The sequence below is a fragment of the Tumebacillus algifaecis genome, assembly GCF_002243515.1.
Taxonomy (GTDB): Bacteria; Bacillota; Bacilli; order Tumebacillales; family Tumebacillaceae; genus Tumebacillus_A; species Tumebacillus_A algifaecis.
Map to the genome: position 1 here is coordinate 2,568,958 of NZ_CP022657.1, position 23,835 is coordinate 2,592,792.

At 53.1% G+C, this 23,835-nt stretch carries 9 protein-coding genes and 2 pseudogenes; 4 read left to right on the forward strand and 7 right to left on the reverse strand.

The window, feature by feature from the left end; all coding sequences use genetic code 11:
* Window positions 1-251: 251 nt before the first annotated feature.
* The 4 genes and pseudogenes from CIG75_RS21690 to CIG75_RS10670 all read right to left on the reverse strand — a co-directional run.
* Window positions 252-506: pseudogene (locus CIG75_RS21690) on the reverse strand (IS4 family transposase); the annotation flags it as partial.
* A gap of 247 nt (window positions 507-753) precedes the next feature.
* Window positions 754-1,044 (reverse strand): annotated as a pseudogene (locus CIG75_RS10655) (AAA family ATPase); the annotation flags it as partial.
* Window positions 1,045-1,602: 558 nt separating this feature from the next.
* The gene (locus CIG75_RS10660) at window positions 1,603-2,679 is read right to left on the reverse strand and encodes an NAD(P)H-dependent flavin oxidoreductase (protein WP_094236652.1); all 1,077 of its coding nucleotides are present in this window, start codon (window positions 2,677-2,679) and stop codon (window positions 1,603-1,605) included.
* Window positions 2,680-3,951: 1,272 nt separating this feature from the next.
* The gene (locus CIG75_RS10670) at window positions 3,952-5,571 is read right to left on the reverse strand and encodes an MDR family MFS transporter (protein WP_094236654.1); all 1,620 of its coding nucleotides are present in this window, start codon (window positions 5,569-5,571) and stop codon (window positions 3,952-3,954) included.
* 191 nt (window positions 5,572-5,762) lie between these two features.
* Between CIG75_RS10670 and CIG75_RS10675 the strand changes: the two genes are divergently transcribed.
* Window positions 5,763-6,248, forward strand: coding sequence for a MarR family winged helix-turn-helix transcriptional regulator (locus CIG75_RS10675; RefSeq protein WP_094236655.1), 486 nt, complete (start codon window positions 5,763-5,765; stop codon window positions 6,246-6,248).
* A 583-nt stretch (window positions 6,249-6,831) separates the two neighbouring features.
* On the forward strand, window positions 6,832-8,526 hold the full coding sequence (locus CIG75_RS10680) for a methyl-accepting chemotaxis protein (RefSeq protein WP_172844449.1): 1,695 nt from the start codon (window positions 6,832-6,834) through the stop codon (window positions 8,524-8,526).
* Window positions 8,527-8,572: 46 nt separating this feature from the next.
* On the opposite strand, the gene CIG75_RS10685 is transcribed toward CIG75_RS10680, so the two are convergent.
* Window positions 8,573-8,824 (reverse strand): hypothetical protein, encoded by a 252-nt coding sequence (locus CIG75_RS10685; RefSeq protein ID WP_094236657.1) that lies wholly within the window; start codon window positions 8,822-8,824, stop codon window positions 8,573-8,575.
* A gap of 48 nt (window positions 8,825-8,872) precedes the next feature.
* Complete coding sequence (locus CIG75_RS10690) at window positions 8,873-9,433, reverse strand: GNAT family N-acetyltransferase (protein WP_094236658.1); 561 nt, start codon at window positions 9,431-9,433, stop codon at window positions 8,873-8,875.
* Between the two features lie 484 nt (window positions 9,434-9,917).
* On the opposite strand from CIG75_RS10690, the gene CIG75_RS10695 reads away from it, so the two are divergent.
* Window positions 9,918-10,187, forward strand: coding sequence for a hypothetical protein (locus CIG75_RS10695; protein ID WP_157729508.1), 270 nt, complete (start codon window positions 9,918-9,920; stop codon window positions 10,185-10,187).
* A 12-nt stretch (window positions 10,188-10,199) separates the two neighbouring features.
* Window positions 10,200-10,874 (forward strand): hypothetical protein, encoded by a 675-nt coding sequence (locus tag CIG75_RS10700; protein WP_094236660.1) that lies wholly within the window; start codon window positions 10,200-10,202, stop codon window positions 10,872-10,874.
* A gap of 37 nt (window positions 10,875-10,911) precedes the next feature.
* Here the strand turns inward: CIG75_RS10700 and CIG75_RS10705 are convergent, their stop codons facing one another.
* Window positions 10,912-23,802, reverse strand: coding sequence for a non-ribosomal peptide synthetase (locus CIG75_RS10705; RefSeq protein ID WP_094236661.1), 12,891 nt, complete (start codon window positions 23,800-23,802; stop codon window positions 10,912-10,914).
* Between the last annotated feature and the right edge of the window lie 33 nt (window positions 23,803-23,835).

Consider the following 23,835-nt stretch of genomic DNA (forward strand, 5'->3'; position numbering starts at 1 on the left):
TGTTACTGCTCCCTTCGTGGAAACGTATTTTTCTGACTTAAATAAAATATGTCTAGATTAAAATTTACTACCATTTCAATAGAAATCCACCGAGATTATTCAGTTGATAAAACATTATCGTAAAATAGTTATTATTCGTGATTTATAATCTATTTATTATATACAACCTTGTAATTTTATACAAGTATCTTCCGAAAAATAAAATATTCCTTTTCAGGAAAACAACACAATCCCTTCATAGTATTCGTAGCTCAACTTTCGCAGCATGAAATAGGCAGATAAGCCTTGATGTAATTGGGCAGAGAAGGAATCCACTGTTGGAGTTGACGCTGAATGAGAGCCGAAAGCTTTTTCTCTGCTTTTGCGACAATTTCGTGGATCAAATCGACCAGTTGCTGTAACGACATGGCCCAGACTATCGCACCAACTTCGTCACACAGCAAATAAAACAAGCCGCCAAACGAGCGGTCGTCCGCGCTTTGCCGATGCTTCCAAGCCTGTACTATGCGCGATCATGCGTTTTCATCCGTGGAACACCATGCACGACAAACAATTGCTTGATTGTCCACCAAGAGTGCCCCGTCATATTGCCGAGCGCTTCGAAAGTTTATAGGTCTCCACAATACATGAGCACCAGCTTGTACAGATCCGGCACAAGACCTTCCAATTTGTAAGCAGAAGTCCGTCCCACCCCAACGCACCTTCGACATGTTGAAATCATCCTTTGATCGGTATAATTTTTCAAACCTTAGTCTTGACCATCGTGTCGATGGCCCCTTGCCCAAAATCTTTTTCACCGTCGCGTGCTAGCGATTACGCTTCATTGATAAACATAATACCGCCCAATGCTTTTTTGATATTGTCTCGCGTCTTTTGCGCCGTGTGTCCGATGTACTCCCCGACCAGATTGGCGCGTTCCACTTCGACCAGATGCCCTTTGGACAGCACGCCCATCTCGCGCAGAAGTTTTGCGAGAATGCGGGCGAGCGTCGTCTTTCTCGTGCCCGGGTTCCCTTTGAAAATCATTTGCAACACGATCGGCTCGGTTGCAAGGTTCGCTTGTGCGCGCTTTTGTTGGATTTGCACAAATGCGTTGCTTCCCACCTCACTTTGACAAGAGTGTTGTAAAGCCTATGTGGCTCTTGCAGGATGGTGAATGTCTTAGGTCACTCTTTCCAACGAAAAAAAAGCCGGAACTGATTTCCGGCTTGCTGAGATTCCTTGTAAAAGGAAAGTAATACTTTTCGGCCCAATTTCCCATCGGCAGTCAACGGAATATTGATCCATTTTTACAGCGGGTACGCAAAATGACACCGACTAGTAACGAAGTTCCTTCGGCGTAGGTAAACGTCAGTTGAGTAACACGCAGCCGTTCATCCCTTATAAGATAAACTTAGCTGTCAATCGAACCCAAACAGCAATTGGAAATAACTCCGGCTCCAGCCTGCCGTTTCACCAGTCGCACGAATACCTATTTATCGATACTCGTCTCGTTCAACGGTGTAAATAGAAAAGCAAATCGGCTCAAAAACATGTTTTCCGCTTTCCTTTGGTTTGTGATTGTCACAGCCAACATCGGATTGGTTTTATGCAATACGTATCTTACGAATTCAAAGGCATACGGTTCAAAACGGCAATCGCCTGTTCAACAGTATGCTGAACAATCTCGGCTGCGGAGCGGTCCGTAGCCTGTCGGACGCCTTGTCCCGCCCAAAGGGACATATACTCCGGATTGTTTGCTTTTGCGGCTGCCTGGCGAATGTCGCGTGTCAGGGCATTTTGAATCGGATAAGGAGGAATCGCACCGGAGTATTGATCCATATCCTTCACAAAATCTGTGATGATGCCTCGCGCAGCTTTGCCCGAATAGACATGGGTTATAACGGTCTCGTCCTCATGTGCCACAAGCACCTTCTGCTTGTATGCTGGGTGCGCCCCACTTTCGGTGCAAGCCAAAAATGCTGTTCCCATTTGTACAGCCGACGCGCCTAACGCCAGACTTGCGGCGAGTCCGCGTCCATCCATAATGCCTCCAGCAGCAATTACAGGTAGCGACACAGCGTCTACCATCTGCGGAACAAGCGCCATGGTGCCAACGAGCGGTTCGATCGGTTGGTTCAGAAAAGCGCCTCTGTGCCCTCCGGCTTCGCTTCCTTGGGCGACAATAGCATCCACTCCTGCCGCTTCCAGTCGAATGGCTTCTTCAACAGTTGTTGCCGTCCCGATCACCAGAGTTCCTCGCTGCTTAAGAGCCTTAATGATCCGTGATTCTGGGATACCAAACGTAAAACTGCATACAGGCACTTTCCCATCCAATACCGCTTGGACCTGCTCCTCAAACGATTCTGCATAGTTGGAGATATTAGGATTTTGCGTAATACCCAGCTGCACACGATAAGCATTGAGATGGTTTGTCACCTGATGAATCTCTTCTGCGGATTCTATGAATGGCTCTGGTACAAACAAATTTACACCAAACGGATGATCCGTCCGCTCCTTGACCTCTCGAATCGCTTGTCCAATTTGTTGCGGCGTGAGGTATCCCGCGCCTAAATTGCCCAATCCACCTGCGTTAGAGACGGCCGCGATCAAATCGGGGGTTGTTGGGCCACCGGCCATAGGCGCTTGAACGATCGGATGACGAATTTGGAGTTTCTGAGTAAATGGTGTATGCATCATGATGGAATTCCTCCTTCATTTTCATTCGAACCAAGCCTTGGAAAGAAGATGAATGCCTTCACGAATCCGCCTCTCACCTAGCCCGGCAAAACAGAGGAGGACTTGAGCGGGCTCCGCAGTAGGCGGCTGCTCGTAAAACGACGACTCCCGATAGATCCTAACCCCTCTGTTCTTTGGCAACAGCGGTAAGTTCCTGCGGTGGCATGTCATTTCCGAGTTCCACAGCAGGTGTAAACCAGAGTCCGAACCCCGAATTTCGGACGCGATCCCGCATTTTCGCCTGAAACGTTGCATGTAAAACGTGATGCCTCCCTTTTACGCCCCGTAACGGTTTTTGAGAATCACCGTAATTATCTATTATGTTCAGCATATCGAAGTAGAAATACATAAAACAAAACCGCAAAGTAGCGATCAGTGGCTATTTGTTATTCTCTCACCCAACGAAGCGTGCCGTCTGTAACTGAAGATACTGTTTGACCGTTGCAATCTGTTCGTCTGTTGGACAGTGCTAATTTTGTGGACAGTACCAAATTCGAGCGTGAATCCTTGATGAACTCACGTAGCCGCGTCATGTTGTGGTTTACTCGAGGCGAGTAGGCCGGAACGCTACACACCTGCGTACAAGCAGCCCCCCAAAAATCGTCAAGGCCTGGCGGGTAAAGTAACAAAGCAGTTTCCCCCACCAGCTCCAGATCCCAGTTCCAAAAGCAAGGGGGGGATCGCCCTCGCTTTGCAATCCAGTTCCACATAGGTCATGGACGCTTCTGCAAAATCGAGCAGGAAAGTATACATCTGCCAATCAGGTTGAACGATTTAGCGATGCTACAGATGAACGATCAACGAGACGCTGTCGAATGCAATGCTCGAATTTAAACTTTTCTTTATCTTTATCCACTTTCCCCCTTTTTCACCAGAATATAATGAACGATTGCCCATGCGTGGGAGATAAGTGGCGCGAGCTTGTCAATGTTCACTTAAACTTTGCCAGATCAACGCTGTCAATATTGCCGATCTTCACCAGTCCAGCAGGTGCCGCAGGGCCGTCTCCCATTCACAGAGCGCCGTCGAGATCTTCATTAGAGGCCTTCACTGGCTTGCCATGATAATTCATGATTGCGGCAAGGTTGTCATCGATGCCCTCCGCCCTCACTTTCAGCATAAAAAAAGCGCTTATCAGCATCGCTCTGCTCACGTACCCTTCGATTTGCAACGATCGACGGTACTTAGAGGATGTTGAAAGCGCTCAAAAACAAACGGACTCTCCTTCAAAACCTACGAATTCGCTTCGATTTCTTTTCCTTTCATCTGCACGACATCAGAGTCGGACGAACCTTTTTGCGAAGATCGTAGCGGGATTTCTTTCAAGAAGAACACGAGGAGCAACGCCACCACCAGCAACCCCGATCCATAAAGAAACACGGTGGATAAGGTGTCGGCTAATACGCTACGCAACATGCTGATCATTTGATTAAACAAAGTGAGCATTTCTTGTGGCATCGCTGCTTGCATCGACTCAAGTTTCGGTTGGTCGAGCAAGATTTGCGGATTGAGGTACGGTGCCAAGCGTTCAACAACCTGCGGATCTGCTTGCGACAGGTCCACGCCCGCCCCTTCAGCCATTGATTTTTCTAAGTTTCGGGTGAGTGTAGCGTTCATGACAGAACCAAGCACCGCGATCCCGATCGTCCCGCCCAAATTACGGAACAAGGTGGCAGTAGAGGTTGCAACTCCCAATTGATTCATCGGGACCGCATTCTGAACGGTCAATGTGAAGACTGGCATGCTCAGGCCAAGGCCCAAGCCGAATACGCACATACTTGCCACTGCCATCACAATGCTGTTCATGTAAACCATCATCAGCATCCCGATGATCATGAAGAGAATCCCAGTGATTGCGTAGCGTTTGTATTTGCCCGATTTGGACATCCAACGGCCGACCAATCCGCTAAGCACGATCATCGTTATCGACATCGGCATATTTACGAATCCAGATTGCGTCGGGGTTAACCCTTCCACGCCTTGTACAAAGAAAGGCAGGTAAACCATCGCTCCCATCATGCCTGCATTCATGAGAAAACCAACCGAGTTGGAGATGGTCACAATGCCGTTCCTAAATAATGACAGTGGTAATACTGGACTTTTCACTTTCCGTTCGATCAAAATCAGGATGACGGCAAAAACGACCGCTGCGCCAAACAAACCGAGGATTTCAGCCGAAGCCCACGCATATTTCGTGCCTGCCCAAGAAAAGCCTAACAGCAGTGAGACAATGGCCAAGGATAAGAAGAACGATCCCCCGTAATCGATCGATTCATTTTGAACGTTCCCTTTCTTGGGGAACATGCGCCAGATCATGATCATCGCGACAAAGCCCAGCGGCAGGAACATCCAGTACAACCATTTCCAATCCATATAATCTATAATGACTCCGCCTAAAGTTGGCCCGATGACGCTGGAAAAACCGAAAATCGCCATCATGAGTCCGGTCCATTTCGCTCGTTCACGAGGCGCGAACAGGTCGCCTACAGCCATGGTCGTAACCGACATGAGCACCCCGCCGCCTAAACCTTGAATCCCACGATAGGTGATCATTTGGAAAATATCATTTGATAACCCCGTCAGGAACGAACCCAACATGAACACAACGATACCGAACAGCAGAAACGGCTTTCGTCCATAAATATCGGACAGCTTCCCGACCAATACGGTCGCTACAGTAGAGGTGAGCATATAAATCATGATCACCCAGGAATAGTACTCCATTCCTCCCAAAATCGCGATGATCCTTGGCATCGCGGTACTGACGAGCGTCTGATTGATGGCTGCAAAGAACATTGAGGCCATTAATGCAATCATGATGGTAACTTTTTGTTTTTCCGATAAACTCTCCATCCCGATTCCTCATTTCTTTAGTTCCAGACTCAATATTTAGGTAGGCAACCTAAATAAATAGTATGTGATTCCCCTCAAATAATCAACCATTATTTCCCCTTTTCTTGAAAGGGCTTGTGTTGACGACTCCATTTCCTTTACTTATCATGAAGGTACACCATTATCGCAACACAGACTGGCGGTGACATGACATGAACAGTGATTCAAATAAATGTGTGGCCCATTCAAATGAAAATGCGGCTCAATTGATGGAAGTTTTCTCTCGATTCGCGAAGGCAGACTGGCGGAAGTCAACAAGATGGGGTCTCAAAGCTAGTGAAGTACGTGTCCTCCTCGCGATTAAAAAACGAAATGATCAGGGAATGGACAGGGGCATTTCGGTTTCAGAACTGAGCAAGATCTTGCAAGTCACCTCCCCAACCGTCACCCAAATGATAAATAGTTTGATCAAAGGCGGGTATATTCTTCGTTCCATCCATCCGACCGATCGTAGGATATCAGAAATCACCTTGACGGAAAAAGGTGAGCAGATCGCCCAGGAAGCCATGTCCGAATTCCGAGCCATTTTTACTGGACTGATCGACCATTTAGGCAAAGAACAGTCTGATCAATTAATCAGCATTCTAAACCAAGCGATTGATTATTTACAAAATGTAAATAAAACAGGCAATGATTGAGATCCAAATCGGGTCGAACCTGTTCAGATCTCAGATCTGCATCGAATAGAAGAAAGCCGAAACCCCATTTTTAAGGAGGTTTCGGCTTTTCTTGTCTTGACGCAGAGGTCATTGTGATAAACATTTTGATTTCACCGCAAGCGGTAGACAGACTCCCTCGTTGTAGCCCCTCTCCACTGCCTAACCCTTCAGCAGTCGCATTCTGCACGTGATTTGAAGCGAGCAATTTCCACCGTTCCTCAGACGAATGTCATCCGTCATGGCCAAGTCGAGCTTCCTGAACGGCGGTTTCTGTGCTGTTCAAGCTGTTTTTCGTGGGTCAGCTTCGGTAACCGATTGAACAGCCCCGAAAAGAAAAAATCGATACACTCCTCCTTCATTCCCCTCTCTCACACATGAAATTTAGTAGATTCACAAATCACACAAAAACATAATTAACTTTTATAGTAAACAAATATTACCCATTCTATTGACCCCTTCGTTTACACGGTGTACACTTATGCAAAAGGACAGGGCGCGGAATCCTTTAATTAAATTTGAAAATTCCGACGAAAGACAAACTAGAAAGGCGGTCGTTCCTCCTATGAAACTCACCATACGCCAAAAACTCCTTCTCGGGCTCGGCTCCTCCCTTTTGTTTACGATTCTGTCTGCATGGCTGATGTTTATCTCCCTTGATCGAGTCAAAATGACGTTTGAGGAATATGCGGATCTCAATGCCCGCAAACTATCGCTCGCCCAAGAAATTCAATACAAAGACTTATCCCGATCCTTCTCCGTGCGCGGCTTGTTGCTCAGCCCCAATAATCTCACTGAACAAAAGCGATATGCGCAAGACTTAGAAGAGATCATTCAACTCGCCACGGAGATCGAACCGTTGCTCTCAACCGCACCGGAAAAGGAAATCTTTGAGGATTTAAATCAAAAAGCCGATTCACTAGACTCGCTGGAAACGCAAATCATCGATCTGTCCAGCACAGATCTTTCACTTGCTACCGTTATGTATGAAGGTGAATACACGCTGACTCACAAATTGTTCGCAGATAAACTGCAAGAATTCAAAGAAATCCAGTATCGGCAAAACGCACAGGCTTTAGCTGAGACGCAGAAACTGATCCAGACACGTTCCTATTTCGCGCTCGGTTTTGCGATTTTCGCCTTGGTGGCCGGCAGTATCATGATTGCCCGCATCGCCCGCTCGATCATTCGGCCGTTGATGAATGTCGTAACGAAAATGCGCGAGTTGTCGGGCAACGCAGGCGACTTGACCGTTCGCTTCGAGAACACCGGGCGAGATGAGCTAGGCCAACTGGCCTCCGCCTTCAATTCCATGCTCGACACGATGCAAAGCTTGATTCGCAAAACGGTTCTCACCACCGAGCAAGTGGCTGCCGCTTCGGAACAGTTGTCGGCAAGTGCGGCTGAGACCAGCGAAGCATCGGAACACATTGCGGTGACTATCCAAGATGTTGCAGAAGGCTCCTACAAGCAGGTTCAAAGTATCGAACAGAGCTCACAGCTCATTGAGGAACTATCTGCTGGTGCCCAACAGATCGCATCATATGCAACCGATGTCTCGCATAGCGCCACGCACGCTTCCCAACTCGCGACAGAGGGCAACACAGCCATTCAAACGGCAATTACTCAGATGAGTTCGATTAACTCCACCATGCATGTCTTAGCTGACGAAGTGGAGAAGCTTGGCGGAAATTCACAACGCATCGGTGAGATCGTCACCGTGATCTCAGACATCGCGGAGCAAACGAACCTCTTGGCACTAAACGCTGCGATTGAAGCGGCGCGGGCTGGTGAGCATGGTCGTGGCTTTGCCGTCGTAGCAGGTGAAGTTCGTAAGCTTGCAGAAGGTACCACACGCTCCGCCAAACAGATTTCGGAATTGGCAACAGAGATTCAGTCGAACTCGAAGCAAACGATTCGCACGATGGAAACCAGCTCGGCCGAGGTCGCAGCAGGCATCACGCAAGTCGATCAGGCTGGAGCGTCATTCCAAGAGATTAATCACGCGGTGCAAGCGGTCAGCCTCCAGATTCAAAAAGTATCGGCAGCCGTCCAACAAATGTATGCCGGTACGGAGCAAGCCGTGCAATCGATCGATGCGATTGCCAACATCACAAACGAAACGTCGATAGCTGCGCACAACGTATCGGCCGGAGCCGAAGAGCAACTGGCCTCGATGGAAGAGATTCGCGCCTCTGCTGAACACCTCGCGCAAACTTCGGAAGAATTACAAGTGCTGATTGGTAAATTTCATGTCTAGTTCCTGAGTGCATGTTCTCACACGCACACATAGAAAAGCCCGCCTGTTATCGGCGGGCTTTTGTCATTGTACGATTCTTGAACAGATAGAAGCCTGCGAAGCTCAAGGCCAAGATCGGTATCACGATGAGGAAGCGACCGATTGACCACATCGATACATACGCAGCAACACAACCAATTCCTGCACTTGCCAACAGACTGGGAATCGAACGCTTGATCACGCCCATGACCCCCAAATAAAGGCTAAGCAGCAAGATCAAATAGAACAGCGGAATGATTAGCAAAGTTAGGGTATTCATCCTTTTCGATCGCCCCCTTTGCTATTCATTATCGCAAATTACCATGATTTAGAAAAGTGGTTTCACCATATGATCGAACAGGTAACCACTTACTGTGAGTGATTCATCGGCCAGAAAACCTCTTTTCTCATATAAACGGCGAGCTCGCTCATTGTTTTGTTCAACGAGCAAAGCTAACCGTTGCTGTCCTTCCAAGCGCGCTTTGTCTTCAAACGCTCGCATCAGTTCGGTACCGAACCCACGTCCCTCATAGGCAGAGGCGACTGCGATCGTATCGAGGTAGTATTCATCATCTTTCGCTTCTTTGGTGATCGTAAGCGTCGGGTCGCCCGTTTGTGCGATCAGACGATCGAGAAACGGTTGATCCAACTTGTACGTTTGGCTCCCCAGATAGGAGACGAGAACGCCGACGACTTGTCCTTCTTGTTCTTTGATCAGGGTGTTCTCGTAGCTGAGACGGTTGCCTTCTTGAATGAAGAAACTTTCCAACACCCGAGTCACTTCTACCGGGTCGTCAGTTCCGGCGAGCGTGTTGCCGATATTTCCGATCGTGGCGTAGATCAGTGCGATGGCAGGTTGGACGTCTTCTTTGCGAGCTGGTCGGATCATGATGGCTCCTCCTTGGTGTCTGTCATTGATTATCTACCATCTTACACGTTTCAAATAGGTAAAAAAAGACCCCTTCAACTCTTGCGCCTAGTCGGAGCAGAAACTGCTCTGCTTTTGCACGCTTTCATGACAGCTGGAAGTACCTTGCCGTGGATTTTACCCGCTCCGATGTCGTATACTCCTTCTTGAAAGGTTTTGACATCACCCTCCCCTGCCGTAATCGGTTGCTTGCTAGTTTGCCAACGTGTGGTTGGAGGGGCTTTTACGTTCCCCACTATTCTCATGTTCAGAAAAGTGTTAAGATATGAAAAGACTCTATTCCAAAAGAAGGTAGTTTTTGATGAACAGTTCAATCGACTTTTCACTCTTCGCGGGACAGATCGTGAATTCCGTTGAGTTCGACAATCTTTCCTCTCACTTAAAGTTTAGTTATGGCGCACTCCATATCGAGTGTTTTTGGAGAGTGCGCACTAGGGAATACATATTGTATGGAAAATATGATGCAGAAGCGTTGCCCCGTCTTAGGCAAGACCTGATGGGATGTACGGTGACCGCCGTTTTGCATCGCGAATTTCCGTCCGATCTGACGGTGGAATTGCGTGACGACCTGTATCTGGAAGTGATATGTTCCAGCACGCTTTCAGATAACTGGCAATTGACGAGGCCAGATGGGTTCTATTTAGTAGCCAGTCCGAGCGGGCGCTATACGTTTTGGGAACCAGAATTGAAAATAGATATCGCGGAGGATACGTAAGGAGGTGTTGGCTTGAATTTGCCGTTGCAAATTTATGATTTTATCGCCGTGCTCTTCCCTGGCGTCCTGCTGATGGCGATCATCGAGCGGGAAGCACCGTGGTTGCCATTTTGGGACAACAACATGGAAGTGGGAACGCTCGCTTTGATGCTGGTCGTCGGATACATCGTCGGACAGTTGTTGGCTCAGATCGCACGAATGATCGAAGCGGAGCCGCTGACACGGTGGATGTTGCAGTTCGGTCGCCGCAAGAGCCGTCGCAAAAAAGCGCTCGAAGGGCGTATGACCAAACTGAATTTTACCAATGAGATGAGTGAGGCGATCCTCTCTGCGCTCAGCGACTTTTATGGACGGCCCGTGCATCCCAATGACCCGGAACTGTTCAACCTCGCATTTTCTCCGGTGCAGGACAAGATGACCAAGCGCGATGTGTTCTTAGCCCTCGCCAACATGATGCGGTCGCTTGCGATCCTCGGGTTGCTGTACGCAGTCTACTTGGTCGGTGAAATGCTGCTCGGCCCCTTGTTGGGCCGCGAATTTGAGTATTATTCGATCCACCTGCTGGTGCTGAGCCTGATCGGATACTATTTCTTCCGGAAAGGCTATCAACAGTACGAAGCATTTGCAGACAAGATCCCGTTCCTCGCCTTTCTGGCCTGGTATCGACAACAGAAGATGAAAGCGTAAGAAACCGCCGTTTGCACGGCGGTTTCTTTGTTTCCCGTTATGGAAGTTGAATCTCGGAGATCGACTGCTCCGAATCGGTTACGAAAGCGACCAGAATCGATTGGTATTGCTCGATGAGTCGTTGCGCCGTCGCGAGCAGGTAGAGATCGGTGCTGAACTCGAGGAACCCTTGCAAACGTCCGTCCGATTCGATCATGGTGATCGTCAGGTCGAATTTTGCCACTTCCATCTCCGGAGAGAGCACCGAAGTTGCCACTCCCGGCAAGTCAGGCTGTTGCAGCGGCATATTTTGCAAGATGAACAAGGCGTTATACAGCGCCGATTTGCTCTGCAACCTTTGTGAGATCAGGAACTGCGGCACCATCTGATGCTCGTACGCACCGAGCGTGGATCGACGGATGCGTTGCAACAATTCGCTGACCGTCGGATCGCCAGAAAGATCGCCGCGCATCGGGACATTGCCGATAAAATACCCGATCATCTCCTCCGTCTCCTGACGGTAGCGGTTCGCCACCGGGGAACCGACAACGATGTCGTTCTGACCGCTCAGGCGGGAAAGCAGCAGCTGGTAGGCGCTCATCAGCGTCATGAACAGCGTGACCCCCTGCCGAGCGCTCAGTTCGTTGATCCGATTGGTCAGTTCTGACGACAGCTCAAAATTCAAGGTCTTACCCCGCTTGCTCGACTGTTCCGGGCGCGGCAAGTCGGTCGGATACTGCTGGGATGCACTGCCACCCAACTGATGCTCCCAATATTGCAATTTTGCTTCCAACACATCCCCTTGCAACCAGTTGCGAAGCCAAGCCGAGTAGTCGGCAAACTGGATGTCCAGTTCCGGAAGCGGCGATTCCTGCCCTGTCGAATACGCGGTATAGAGCACAGCTAATTCTTTGGAGAAAACACCCATCGACCAGCCATCGGTAATGATGTGATGAATGGTTAGCGACCAAATGTAGTCCTCTTCACCCACTTGCAGCAGTGCCGTGGAAAACAGCGGGCCAGTCGTCAGGTCGAAGTTGGTTTGCGCTTCTTGGCTGAGCAGTCGTTTCACTTCCGCTTCCTGCAGTTCGGCAGAGAGGTTGCGCAAGTCGTGGAACGCAATCGGCCAGTGACGATTCGGAAGAATTCGCTGGTAAACGCTGCCCGCTTCCTCGCCAAACACGGTGCGCAGCGATTCGTGACGTCTGACGATCTCGTTGAAGCTCTTCTCTAAACTGTCGATGTCGAGCGGTCCGGTCAAGCGCATCGCAGTTGGCACATTGTACGCCGGCGTGCCTGGGTCCATGCGGTCGAGGTACCAGACGCGCTCTTGGTTGAACGCAGTAACTAATTTTCCGCTTCTGTCGATCGGCACCATCGGCAAGGCAGAGACGTCATCACCTGCAGCCAGCACCTCAGCGATCGACTCGGCTAAAGCGGCCGCTGACGGTGCTTCGAACAGAACGCGCAATGGAAGTTGCAAATGGAACGCCTCATTGACCCGCGAGATCGCTCGTGTGGCGAGCAGCGAATGACCGCCCAGTTCGAAGAAGCTGTCGAAAATGCTGACCTGCTCCAGTTTCAGCACGTCCTGCCAAATCTCGACTACCCGTTGTTCCCGCTCATTGCGCGGCGGCTGATACTCCCCTTCTCCGCCAAAGGAGGACCAGTCTGGCGTAGGTAGTGCTCTACGGTCCACTTTGCCGTTTTGCGTAAGCGGCAAGGCGTTCAGGAACACGAAGGCGGAAGGCACCATATAGCTTGGGACACGCGCTTTCAGCGCGGCGCGCAGATCGCTTGCCGTCAGTTCTTCATTCGGATCAGTCACTACATAAGCGACCAGTTTTCCGTCCAGAGCGATGACGATGCTGTCCAGCACTCGCGCGTTCTGCCCGAGAATGCTTTCAATTTCGCTCAGCTCAATACGGAAGCCACGGATTTTTACTTGGTGGTCAAGACGACCGAGAAACTCGAGATTTCCATCGGCCAGACGGCGCACTAGGTCACCCGTGCGGTATAGGCGGTCCTCCGGTTTTTCACTGAACGGGTGGGGCAGGAAGCGCTCAGCGGTCATTTCCGGCTGGTTGAGATAGCCAAGTGCTACCCCATCCCCCCCGATATAAAGTTCGCCAGGCACACCGACCGGCAGTAGCTGGCCATTGGCGTCCAACACGTAGACTTGGGCATTGGCCACCGCCTGGCCGATCGGGACAACTTGCAGCTCTCGGTTCGCCTCGTGCACCTGATAAGCGGTCGCATAGATCGACCCTTCGGTCGGACCGTACAGGTTGGTCAGACGCGTTGTCGGCAGTTGGGTGCGCACTTTGTTGGCATGTGCGGCAGACATCGCTTCCCCGCCGATGATAAATTGCTTCACATTGCGCAGGTCGTCGATACGCTCGTCGAGCAATTGGTGGAACAAGGCGGTGGTCAGGAACAGCAAACCAACCTGCTCGTTTCGAATCACCTCGCCCAGCTCTTCAAGCGATGGCAGATACGGTGGGAAGATCACCAAGCGCATTCCGTTGAGCAGACTGCCCCAAATTTCCATTCCCGCGGCGTCAAACGAGATCGAGGAGAACTGCAAAGTTGTCTCACCCTCATGATAGTCAACCGTCGGGTTGTTCTTGAACAAGCGCACCAGGCCGCGGTGCGATACCATGACACCTTTCGGCTGGCCAGTGGAACCGGAGGTGTAGATCACGTGCAGAACATCGTCTGGGCTCAGCGTGCATGCCAGCTGGTCGGCACTTTCCGCCTCAAAGCGAGCGGCATCCGCATCGAGCAGGATCACGCGTGCCTCATGGGATGGGAGTTTGGCGACGAGATGCGCTTGGGTCAACAACACACGTACACCAGAGTCCTGCATCAAATAGGACAAACGCTCCTGCGGGTAACTCGGATCGAGGGCGACGAGCGACCCGCCCGCTTTTAGCACAGCCAGCATCGCGGTGATCATCGCAAAGGAGCGCTCACAAGCCAAGCCGACGAGGTCTCTTGCCGACACGCCCTGTTGTTGTAGGTAGCGTGCCAAGCGGTTCGAGCGCTCATCAAGTTCGCGATAGGTCATATGTTGACCTTGGAATGTAAGCGCGATCGCATCTGGTGTCGCGGCCGCCTGCGCTACAAACAGTTGGTGAATGCATTGGTTCGGATAGTCGGAGCGAGTATCGTTCCAGCCGCTCAACAACTGGTCGCGCTCCGCTATGGTAAGCATTGGCAAGTTGGTGATCAGTTGCTCCGGATGATCGGAAATCGCAACGAGCAGTGTTTCAAAATGCCCGATCAGACGGCGCACCGTTTCGCGATCATACAGGTCGGTCGCGTATTCAACGGTGCCAGTTAATTTCCCATCGACTTCTTCCATCGACAGGGTCAGATCAAATTTGGCAAACGTCTCTTCGATCTCCACTGGCATCAGTTGCAGCCCTGGCAATTCAGCGCGGGTGAACGGCGCGTTTTGCATGGCGAACATCGCTTGCACCAGCGGCGGACGGCTCAAATCGCGCTCCGGTTGCAGTTCCTCGACCAATTTTTCAAACGGTACGTCTTGATGTTCATAGGCGGAAAGCGCCGTGCTGCGGACACGTTCGAGCAACTCAACAAAGCTCGGGGCGCCCGACAGGTCGGTGCGAAGGACGAGCGTGTTGACAAAAAATCCGATCAGATTCTCTGTCGCCAATTGATTGCGTCCCGCGATCGGTGAACCGACCGCAATGTCTTCCTGTCCACTCCAGCGCATCAGCAACATTTGAAACGCGCCGAGCAAGGTCATGTACAGCGTGACATCGTGCTGCTGGCTGATCGCATGCAGCTTGGAAGTCAAGTTTTCGGACAAGGTGAACCGTTCGGTTGCTCCGGCGTGTGTCTGCATGTGCGGGCGCGGACGATCGGTCGGCAGTTGCAGAACGGGCAAGCTGTCCAGCGCTGTTCGCCAATAGTCGAGCTGCCCTTCCAACACGCCGCTATCCAACCAGTTGCGTTGCCAGACGGCATAGTCGGCGTAATGTACGGGTAACTCCGGCAGAGCGGGGTCGCCCCCTGTCACAAATGATTCGTACAGCGCAGCAAACTCGCGCACGAAAATCCCCATCGACCAACCGTCAGTCACGATATGATGCATGTTCAGTACGAGCAGATGGTCCTGCTCGGCCGTCTGGAACAGGCGGAAGCGCACCAATGGCCCCGTTGTCAAATCGAACGGTGTCTCCATCTCGTCGCGGACCAAGCGGAAGACTTCAGCATCACTCAGCTGTTGGACATCTGCAAACGCGGCTTCGACCATTTGGGAGTCGGCGATCACTTGCGTCGCTAGCCCGTTTACCGCTGGAAAACTGGTGCGCAGCGCTTCATGGCGATCGACGATCGTTTGCAGACTGCGCGTCAGTGCGATCCGGTTCAACTCGCCCTGTAGGCGCACAGTCCCCGGCATGTTGTACAGAGCGGTGCCTGGGGCAAGCTGATCCAACACCCACAGCCGCTGTTGGGCGAATGAGAGCGGCAACCCTTCGGTGCGAGAAACACGAGTGATCGGCGGTGCTTGCTCTCGACTTGGCTGTTCGGACAGCACCTGTGCCAACTCGGCCACCGTCGGCGCTTGGAACAGCGTGCGCAGTGGGATCTCCTTTGAAAAAGCATTCTGTAGTCTGGAGATCACCTGCGTCGCGAGCAGTGAGTGACCGCCTATTTCGAAGAAGTTTTCCTCCACACCCACCGCCTGCTGGCCCAACACTTCGGCAAATACGGCGGCAACTTTTGCTTCCGCCGCGTTGCGCGGCGCGAGCAGCATCGCTTCTGCGATCAGGTTTTCCGGCTTAGGAAGCGCGTGGCGATCGATTTTGCCGTTGCGGTTCACCGGCATGGCTTCCAAGAACACAAATGCGGCTGGGATCATATGCTCGGGCAGCGTTTCTTTTAGGTACCCGCGCACCTCCGCACTTGTAACCTCTTGATCTGGTTTGCTGACCACATAAGCGGCGAGGCTCTTGATACCTTTTTCGTTTTCGACGACGATCACTACCGTTTCCGAAACGGCGGGATGCTTGCTCAACACCATTTCGATCTCGCCAAGTTCGATGCGGAAACCGCGCAATTTCACTTGGTCATCAGTGCGTCCGAGGTATTCGATCCGCCCGTTCGGAAGCCAACGCCCGAGGTCGCCCGTCCGATAGAGGCGTTCTCCTTCGGCAAACGGATTGGGGAGGAACTTTTCTGCGGTCAGATCTGGGCGGTTGAGATACCCACGCGCCAGTCCGACACCGCCGATGAACAGCTCGCCTTGCACCCCGATAGGCACCGGACGCAGATTGCGGTCGAGGATATACGCCTTTTTGTTGCGCAGCGGACGACCGATGTCGGTGACAAGCAGTTCCGTCACATTTTGATAACGTGCATTTGTGGCGCTGACGGTGGTCTCTGTCGGGCCGTATTGGTTTTGCAAAACCCGCCCTTTCGACCAACGCATGATCACTTCCGGCATGACCGCTTCCCCACCGGTTGTCACGACTCGGAGGAACGGAAAGTCCGCTTCCGGAATCGCGGTCAGCACAGATGGCCCCAGATCGAGATGGGTAATTTTTTGCTCCTGCAAAAATTGAACCAGTTCCCACCCAGGCATCCGCACTTCCTCGTGTGCGATAACGAGTGTTGCGCCGACCGAAAGCGTCGTAAAGATCTCATGCACAGAAGCATCAAAATTGATCGAGATAAACTGCAATACACGGCTGTCCGTATCAAACAGATGAGTCGGATCGCTGACCAGGTTGACAACACCGCTATGCTCAATCAAGACGCCTTTGGGTCGCCCTGTCGAACCGGAGGTGTAGATCATGTAGGCCAAATTGTCAGCTTTGACCTCCGAGACGAGATTGCTCGCGTCTGCTTGCGCCAGGTCTTGGACAGTCGCTTCTTCATCGAGCACGAACAGAGGCGTCCCCGCGTCAGGCATTGCATCTCGATTTTTGGTCATCGTTACAATCAGCTGTGGGGTAGCGTCAGCGATCATGTACCGCAAGCGTTCTTCTGGATAATCCGGGTCAAGCGGCAGATAAGCGCCGCCCGCTTTGAAGACGGCGAGCATGGCGACGATCAGATCGTGCGAGCGCTCCATGAACAGTCCAACCACAATTTCAGGACCTACCCCCTGCTCTTGCAGTCGGCGTGCGAGACGATTGGCGCGCGCGTTCAGTTCCCGATAGCTCAGCACCTCGTCACGGAATTGCACAGCTGGATGCTCAGGACGAAGTTTTGCCTGCGCTTCGAACAGGTGATGGATGCATCCTGCTGGAAATTCTTGCTCCTGATCGATCCACTCGCCAAGCAATTGCTGAGACTCGGCGATGGTCAACAGCGGCAATGCAGAGATCGTCTGTTCAGCATCTGCCAACACCGCATGGAGCAGTGTGGTGAAGTGTCCGACCATACGTAAAATCGTCGTGCGGTCGAACAAACGAGTGTTGTACTCAAACTCTCCGACTAGCCCCTGTTCCCCCTCTTCCAGGCTGAGCGTCAGATCGTATTTGGCCGTATTTGTTTCGACATGGACACGCTCCACTACCAACCCTTGCAAGCGCAGTTCGGAGGCGGGCGCATTTTGCAAGACGAACATCGTTTGGAAGAGCGGCGCTACACTGCGATTGCGCTCTGGCTGCAACTCCTCGACCAGTCTCTCAAACGGTACTTCTTCATGTTCGTACGCTCCGAGCGCCGTTTCTTTGACACGACGCAGCATGTCTGCAAACGTCGGATCACCAGAGAAATCGGTGCGCATGACCAGCGTGTTGACGAAGAAGCCGATCAGCCTTTCTGTCTCGCTCCGGCCCCGTCCGGCGATCGGTGTGCCGACGAGGATGTCGTCTTGCGAGCTATACCTTGCAAGCATCGTTTGATAGACACAAAGCAGGGTCATGAACAGGGTCACACCGTGACGCTGTGACAGCTCTTGCAGTTGCTCAGTCAACGCCGCATCGAATGCAAAACGCTCCACCGCCCCGTCGTGCGTCTGCACGGGCGGGCGCGGACGGTCGAGCGGAAGTTGTAACACCGGGAGTTCGCCGCCCAATTTGTCTTTCCAATAGTCGAGTTGACGCACCAGCGCAGGTTCTGCCAAACGCTGTTGTTGCCACGCTGCGTAATCGGCATATTGCACCGGAAGCTCTGGCAACAGAGCCGCTTCTCTGCGCACCGACGCATCGTACAGCGCGACAAGCTCTTCGATAAACAACCCCACCGACCAGCCGTCAAACGCGATGTGGTGAACGTTGAACAGCAACAGGTGCTCCGTTTCGGTCAAGCGCAGCAGTGCCAAACGAAGCATCGGCCCTTGCGCAAGATCGAACGGCTTTTGGCCATGCTCTGCTGCCAAACGCGCCGCCGTTGCTTCACGTTCCTCCGCCTGCAAGGTGCTCAGATCGACAAGCGGCACCTCCACTCCGACCAACGCTGCCACTTGTTGCACCGCTTGCCCGTCCTGCTCAAGATAGGTGGTGCGCAATACTTCATGCCGCTCCCAAATGGCTTGCAGACTGTGTTTCAACGCCTCGACATCCAGCGGGCCGCGCAGTCTGAGCGCGTGCGGGATGTTATAAAATGCCGACTGCGGATTGATCTGCTCCAACATCCACAACCGCTGTTGAGCTGAAGAAAGCGGCAATTGACCGACGCGTGAAATCGGTACGATCGCATGCAGCCTTTCTCGCTCCGCTTCCAATTCCAACAGGCACTCCAGCTTTTCCGAAAACTCGGCCACCGTCGGTGCTTCAAACAGCGTGCGTAGCGGCACTTGCACACCAAACGCTTTGTTCACCCGCGCCACGACCTGTGTCGCCAGCAACGAATGGCCACCAAGCATGAAAAATTGATCGTGCACACCGACTTTTTCCACGTCAAGCACATCCGCCCAAACGGACGCAACCCGTTCCTCGACCGACGTGCGCGGTGCGAGATACTCCCCCTCGTCTTGCAAGGAAAAATCGGGAGCAGGCAACGCTCGGCGGTTGATCTTGCCGTTCGCAGTCAGCGGAAGTTCGGCAAGCATCACAAACGCAGACGGCACCATATGCTCCGGCAATTTCTCCCTTACGAACCCGCGCATCTCACTCGGGGTGATGGTTGCATCTCGCTTCGTCACCAGATAGGCGGCCAGACGCTTATCGCCCGGTCGCACCTCGCGTGCCACGACGACCGTCTCCACCACGGCCGGATGCTTGGCGATCACCGTTTCAATCTCGCCGATCTCAATGCGGAACCCGCGAATTTTCACCTGATTATCGATCCGTCCTAAAAACTCCAGCAGACCATCTGGACGGTAGCGCACCAAGTCACCCGTCTTATACAGCCGCGCACCCGGTTTCCCCGAAATATGATCGGGAATGAAGGACTGCGCCGTGCGATCCGGATTTTTTAAATAGCCGGGCCCGACCCCGATTCCGCCGATGTGCAGTTCACCGGGCACGCCAAGCGGTACCAACTGCATCTGTGCGTCGAGCACATACAGTTTCATATTCGGAATCACGCGGCCGATCGAAATATTGGTCACCTCTTGACCAGGCGGCTCTTTGATAAAATGGTGCGTCACATCATCGGAGCACTCTGTCGGCCCATACGCGTTGATCAGCCACGCGCTCGGATAGAAGGCCAGCCATTTTCGGCACAGCTCCGGCGGCAGGACTTCTCCGTTCGGGATCATCCAGCGCAGCGCCGACAGATCGGGCGGCGTTTCCCGCTCTGTCACTTCATCGATCATCGCGCGCAACAAAGAAGGCACCGTCTCGACGACGGTCAATTGTGTCGCTTCCATCTCATCAAGTTGTCGAGCCGGGTCAAAGGCCACCTCGTCTGGCAAAATGTGCGTCACAGCTCCCGCCATCCAGCCAGTCAGCAACTGCCACATCGAGATGTCAACACACTGGGAGGAGTTTTGCGCAATCCGATCTGCTGGCGTCACCTGTAGTTCATCGACTTTGGCAAGCAAGTGGTTGAGCATTCCTTTGTGCTCGACCTGTGCTCCCTTAGGACGACCTGTCGATCCGGAAGTGAAGATCACATACGCCACATCATCGGGCGTCAAGCCGCTTTTCACAGGCGCTGTACTCGCAAGCCTGATCACGTCTTGATCCGTATCCAAGCAGACGACCTGCGACGTGTGAGCAGGCAATTTTGCTACGAGGTCAGAGGTTGTCAGCATCACTTGCGGCTCGGTGTCCTCCACCATAAAGGTCAAGCGCTCCAGCGGGTATTTGGGGTCGAGCGGGACATAGATGCCGCCCGCCTTCAAGATGGCCAGCACCGCCACAGCCCACTCTAGATCGCGCTCGGCAAAATAGCCGACAGCAAGCCCTGGCACAACGCCTTTCTCTTGCAGATGGTGGGCCAGTCGATTCGCCTGCTCCTGCAACTCGCGATAGGACAGACGCGCCCCTTTGAATATCACCGCCGCATCATTCGGTGTTTTGTCTGCTTGCTCATCGAACAGATCGATCGCTGTCAAGTGATGCGGGTACGGTGCGACTTTGTCATTCAAACCATATAAAAGCCAATTCTTCTCCGCTTCTGTCAACAGCTCAAGCGTCGCCACCGGACGTTTTATAGCTTCGGGAAGACCGCTTAACAGCGTGGTGAAATGTTCTGCCATCCGCTGTGCCGTCTCCGGTAAAAAGAGGTCGGTGTTGTACTCGATGCGCCCCGTCAGCCCATCGTCCGTCTCCGCCACCGAAAGTGCCAGATCGGACTGCACAAAGCGCTGTTGCAATTCGACCGCTTCCATCACCAGATCGCCAAATGGCAACTGAGTGCCACCGTCGCCCAATGCAAATTTTGCAAAGTCTGCGCCCAGCTCAGCCAGATGCGATTTCTGGTAGGTGAACATCACCTGTACCAGCGGCGGATCGCTCGGGTCGCGGTCGGCGCCCAGTTCCTGCGCCACCAGCGGGTACGGATACTCCTGATGCGCCAGTGCCCCAAGCACTGTACGACGCACTTGTTGCAAAAAGGCTTCAAAGGTCGGTCGTCCTGAAAAATCGGCGCGCTGCACGACCGGGTTGACAAAATAGCCGATCAACTCGGCGTTCTTTACGCCGTTTCGCCCAGCTGTCGGTGAGCCGACCACCAATTCGTCCTGCCCGGTATAGCGGTGCAAAAGAACTTGGAACGCAGCCAAAAACACCATGTGCAAGGTCACTTTTTGCTCTTTGGCTAAACTCCGCAGTGCCGTAGTCAACTGCGGCGACACCTGAAAGGGTACTGCGGTTCCCACGAACGTCAGCTCCGGTGGACGAGAGAAGTCGGTCGGCAGGTTGAGCACCGGAGCCTTCCCCTGCAATTGCTCGATCCAATACTCTCGCAAATCGCGTCCGCGTGTCCCGGAGAGCAGCGCCGCTTCCTCCTGCACATGATCGGCAAAACTGCGAGATACGGCAGGCAATTCTGCCCCGCCATAAAGCGCTTGCAATTCTTTGACCAACACGCCAAGCGACCAGAAGTCGGACACGAGATGATGCACGGTCAGCAACAGCACAGCTTCCTGTGCCGAACGCAGGAACAGCATGGCGCGCAACGGGAACTCCGTCTCTAACGCAAAGGGTTGGTCGCCAAATGTCTGCAGTTGGTTCTGCAACTCCTGCTCCGACCACGTGGATGCATCGACGACGACAACCGATACTTCGTCCGCACGGCTCACAGAAAAGACTGGCTCCCCTGCTTGTTCCGTAACGAAGGCGCGTAGAAGTGGATGGCGCTCCGCTAACGCTTCGAACGCCGCGCGGAGGCGCTCCACCTCATAGGGTCCGGTCAAGCGAGCCGCCCTCGCGATATTATACGCCGCACTCTCAGGAGCCAACCGCTGCAAATACAAGAGCGCCCGCTGCCCCTTGTTCAGAGCGATCGTATTCGAAGCGGCACTCTTAGCCTCAAGCTCCTGCACGTCTGCCCCGTTTTCGATCCGCTGAAGCACCTGCTCGGCGATGCCCGCAACGGTCAACCCATCAAGCAGTTCAACCAACGGCAGGGCAACGCCAAATTCCTCTTCCACACGATGTTGCAGTTCGACTGCCGCGATCGAATCCATACCGAGCGACGTCAGGGGCTGGCTGGCATCGAGCCCTTGCGTGCCAAGGCGCAGCGCTTCTGCCGCCTTCGCCGCCAGATAAGCGGTCAACACAGCCTGCGCTTCTCCGTGCGGCAGGTTGCAGAGCTCCTCACAGCTTATCTGCTGCGCCACCTGTCCTGTCATCTCTTTTGCAGCTGCCACGCTCTGCTCCGCCTGGCCCAACACGCTTCCGTACACCACATCGAGCGCCTCTTGTAAAAAGCGTTCCTGGCACAGATGGCGCTGCACCTTCCCAGACGACGTTTTCGGAATCGAAACAGGTTTCAGCAACAGGACAGCATACAGTTGGAGGTCATGCTCTTCCGCCACCGCCTGCCGGACTGCACGCACCACCGCTTCCAGTTCGGCCTTGCGGAAAGCACGCTCAATCTCCTGCACCACGACCACGCGCTCTTCGCCGTCCACGTCAACCGCAAAAGCGGCGCCGTTGCTGTTCTTCACCGCCGGATGTGCCGACTGCACAGCAAACTCCACATCCTGCGGATAAATGTTGCGTCCGCGGACAATCATCAGATCCTTTTGCCGTCCCGTGATATACAGTTCACCGTCTTGGACAAAACCCAAGTCTCCCGTTCGCAAAAACGGACCTTCGCCCGAAGCCAGACGAGCCGCAAACGCTTGCTCCGTCTGCTCGCTGCGCTGCCAGTAGCCCCGTGCCACACTCGGCCCAGCGACCCAGATTTCACCGACGCTACCCGCTGCACAGGGCAATGCTGTCTCCCCATCGACGACCAGCACCGTCTGTCCGCTCCCAGTCAGGCGTCCGCTGCTCACCATCTCCTGACCGTCACCTTCGACCGCTCGATGCTCCTTCAAGTGCTCTCGATCGAATGTCCGCACGATTGGAGCTTCTCCTTTCAAGCCCCCCGAGACAAACAGGGTGCCCTCAGCCAAGCCGTAGCACGGATAAAACGCTTCCTTCTTAAATCCGCACGGCGCAAAAAACTCTGCAAACTTCTGCAAGGTCTCAGCCCGCACCGGTTCAGCACCTGTAAACGCGATCTGCCACGAACTCAAGTCGAGCGTATCACGCTGCTCCGGTGTGATTTTCTGCAAGCACAGTTCATAGGCAAAATTCGGCCCGCCGCTGACGGTCGCTTTCGTGCGCGAAATCGTCTCCAACCATCGCAGAGGCTTCTGAATAAAATCGACAGGTGCCATCAGCGTGACCGGATAGCCAGTAAAGAGCGGCTGTAAGATTCCACCGATCAGTCCCATGTCATGATAAGGGGGCAACCAGATCACACAACGATCTTCCGCCGACGTGCCAAAACTCCGTTCGATCTCTCCGAGGTTGTGCAACAGATTCCCGTGCGTCAGCATCACCCCTTTAGGTAGCGAGGTGGACCCCGACGTATACTGCAAAAACGCCAAATCGGCCGCCGACGTCACAGGCGGCACATATTGCGCTTCCATCTCGTCGAGCGCGTTCATCGGCACCAGCCATTCCAGCTCTTGCAACTCACGGCGATCACCAAAACGAGTCTCCACGCTTCTCAAAATGGCCGAGGTGGTCAAGGCAAACCGCGCCTGCGCATCCTGCACAACCGCCTGTAAGCGACTCAAATTTCCGTTTGCGCGTGGCGGATAGGCCGGCACTGCGATCACACCTGCGTATAAACATCCAAAAAAGGCAGCGATATACTCCATCCCCGGTGGATAGAGCAACAAGGCGCGCTCCCCAGTAGCTCCTCGTTGTTGAAGCAGTGCCGCCCATTGCCGAGCCTGACGGTCCAATTCTCCATACGTCATCTTTTGATCCGATCCATCTTCCGACACAAACGCATATGCCGCTCGTTCGCCTTGCTCCGCAGCCCTCCGTCGAAGGAGTTCTGACACCGTCATGTAAAAACCCCCAATTACCAAAGTAGTCTTGAT

What these genes read in the sequence shown, in the direction of transcription:
- CIG75_RS10705 (WP_094236661.1), bottom strand. Translation starts at nt 23,802, where the DNA reads ATGACGGTGTCAGAACTCCTTCGACGGAGGGCTGCGGAGCAAGGCGAA.
- CIG75_RS10670 (WP_094236654.1), bottom strand. Translation starts at nt 5,571, where the DNA reads ATGGAGAGTTTATCGGAAAAACAAAAAGTTACCATCATGATTGCATTA.
- CIG75_RS10680 (WP_172844449.1), top strand. Translation starts at nt 6,832, where the DNA reads ATGAAACTCACCATACGCCAAAAACTCCTTCTCGGGCTCGGCTCCTCC.
- CIG75_RS10660 (WP_094236652.1), bottom strand. Translation starts at nt 2,679, where the DNA reads ATGATGCATACACCATTTACTCAGAAACTCCAAATTCGTCATCCGATC.
- CIG75_RS10690 (WP_094236658.1), bottom strand. Translation starts at nt 9,433, where the DNA reads ATGATCCGACCAGCTCGCAAAGAAGACGTCCAACCTGCCATCGCACTG.
- CIG75_RS10675 (WP_094236655.1), top strand. Translation starts at nt 5,763, where the DNA reads ATGAACAGTGATTCAAATAAATGTGTGGCCCATTCAAATGAAAATGCG.
- CIG75_RS10685 (WP_094236657.1), bottom strand. Translation starts at nt 8,824, where the DNA reads ATGAATACCCTAACTTTGCTAATCATTCCGCTGTTCTATTTGATCTTG.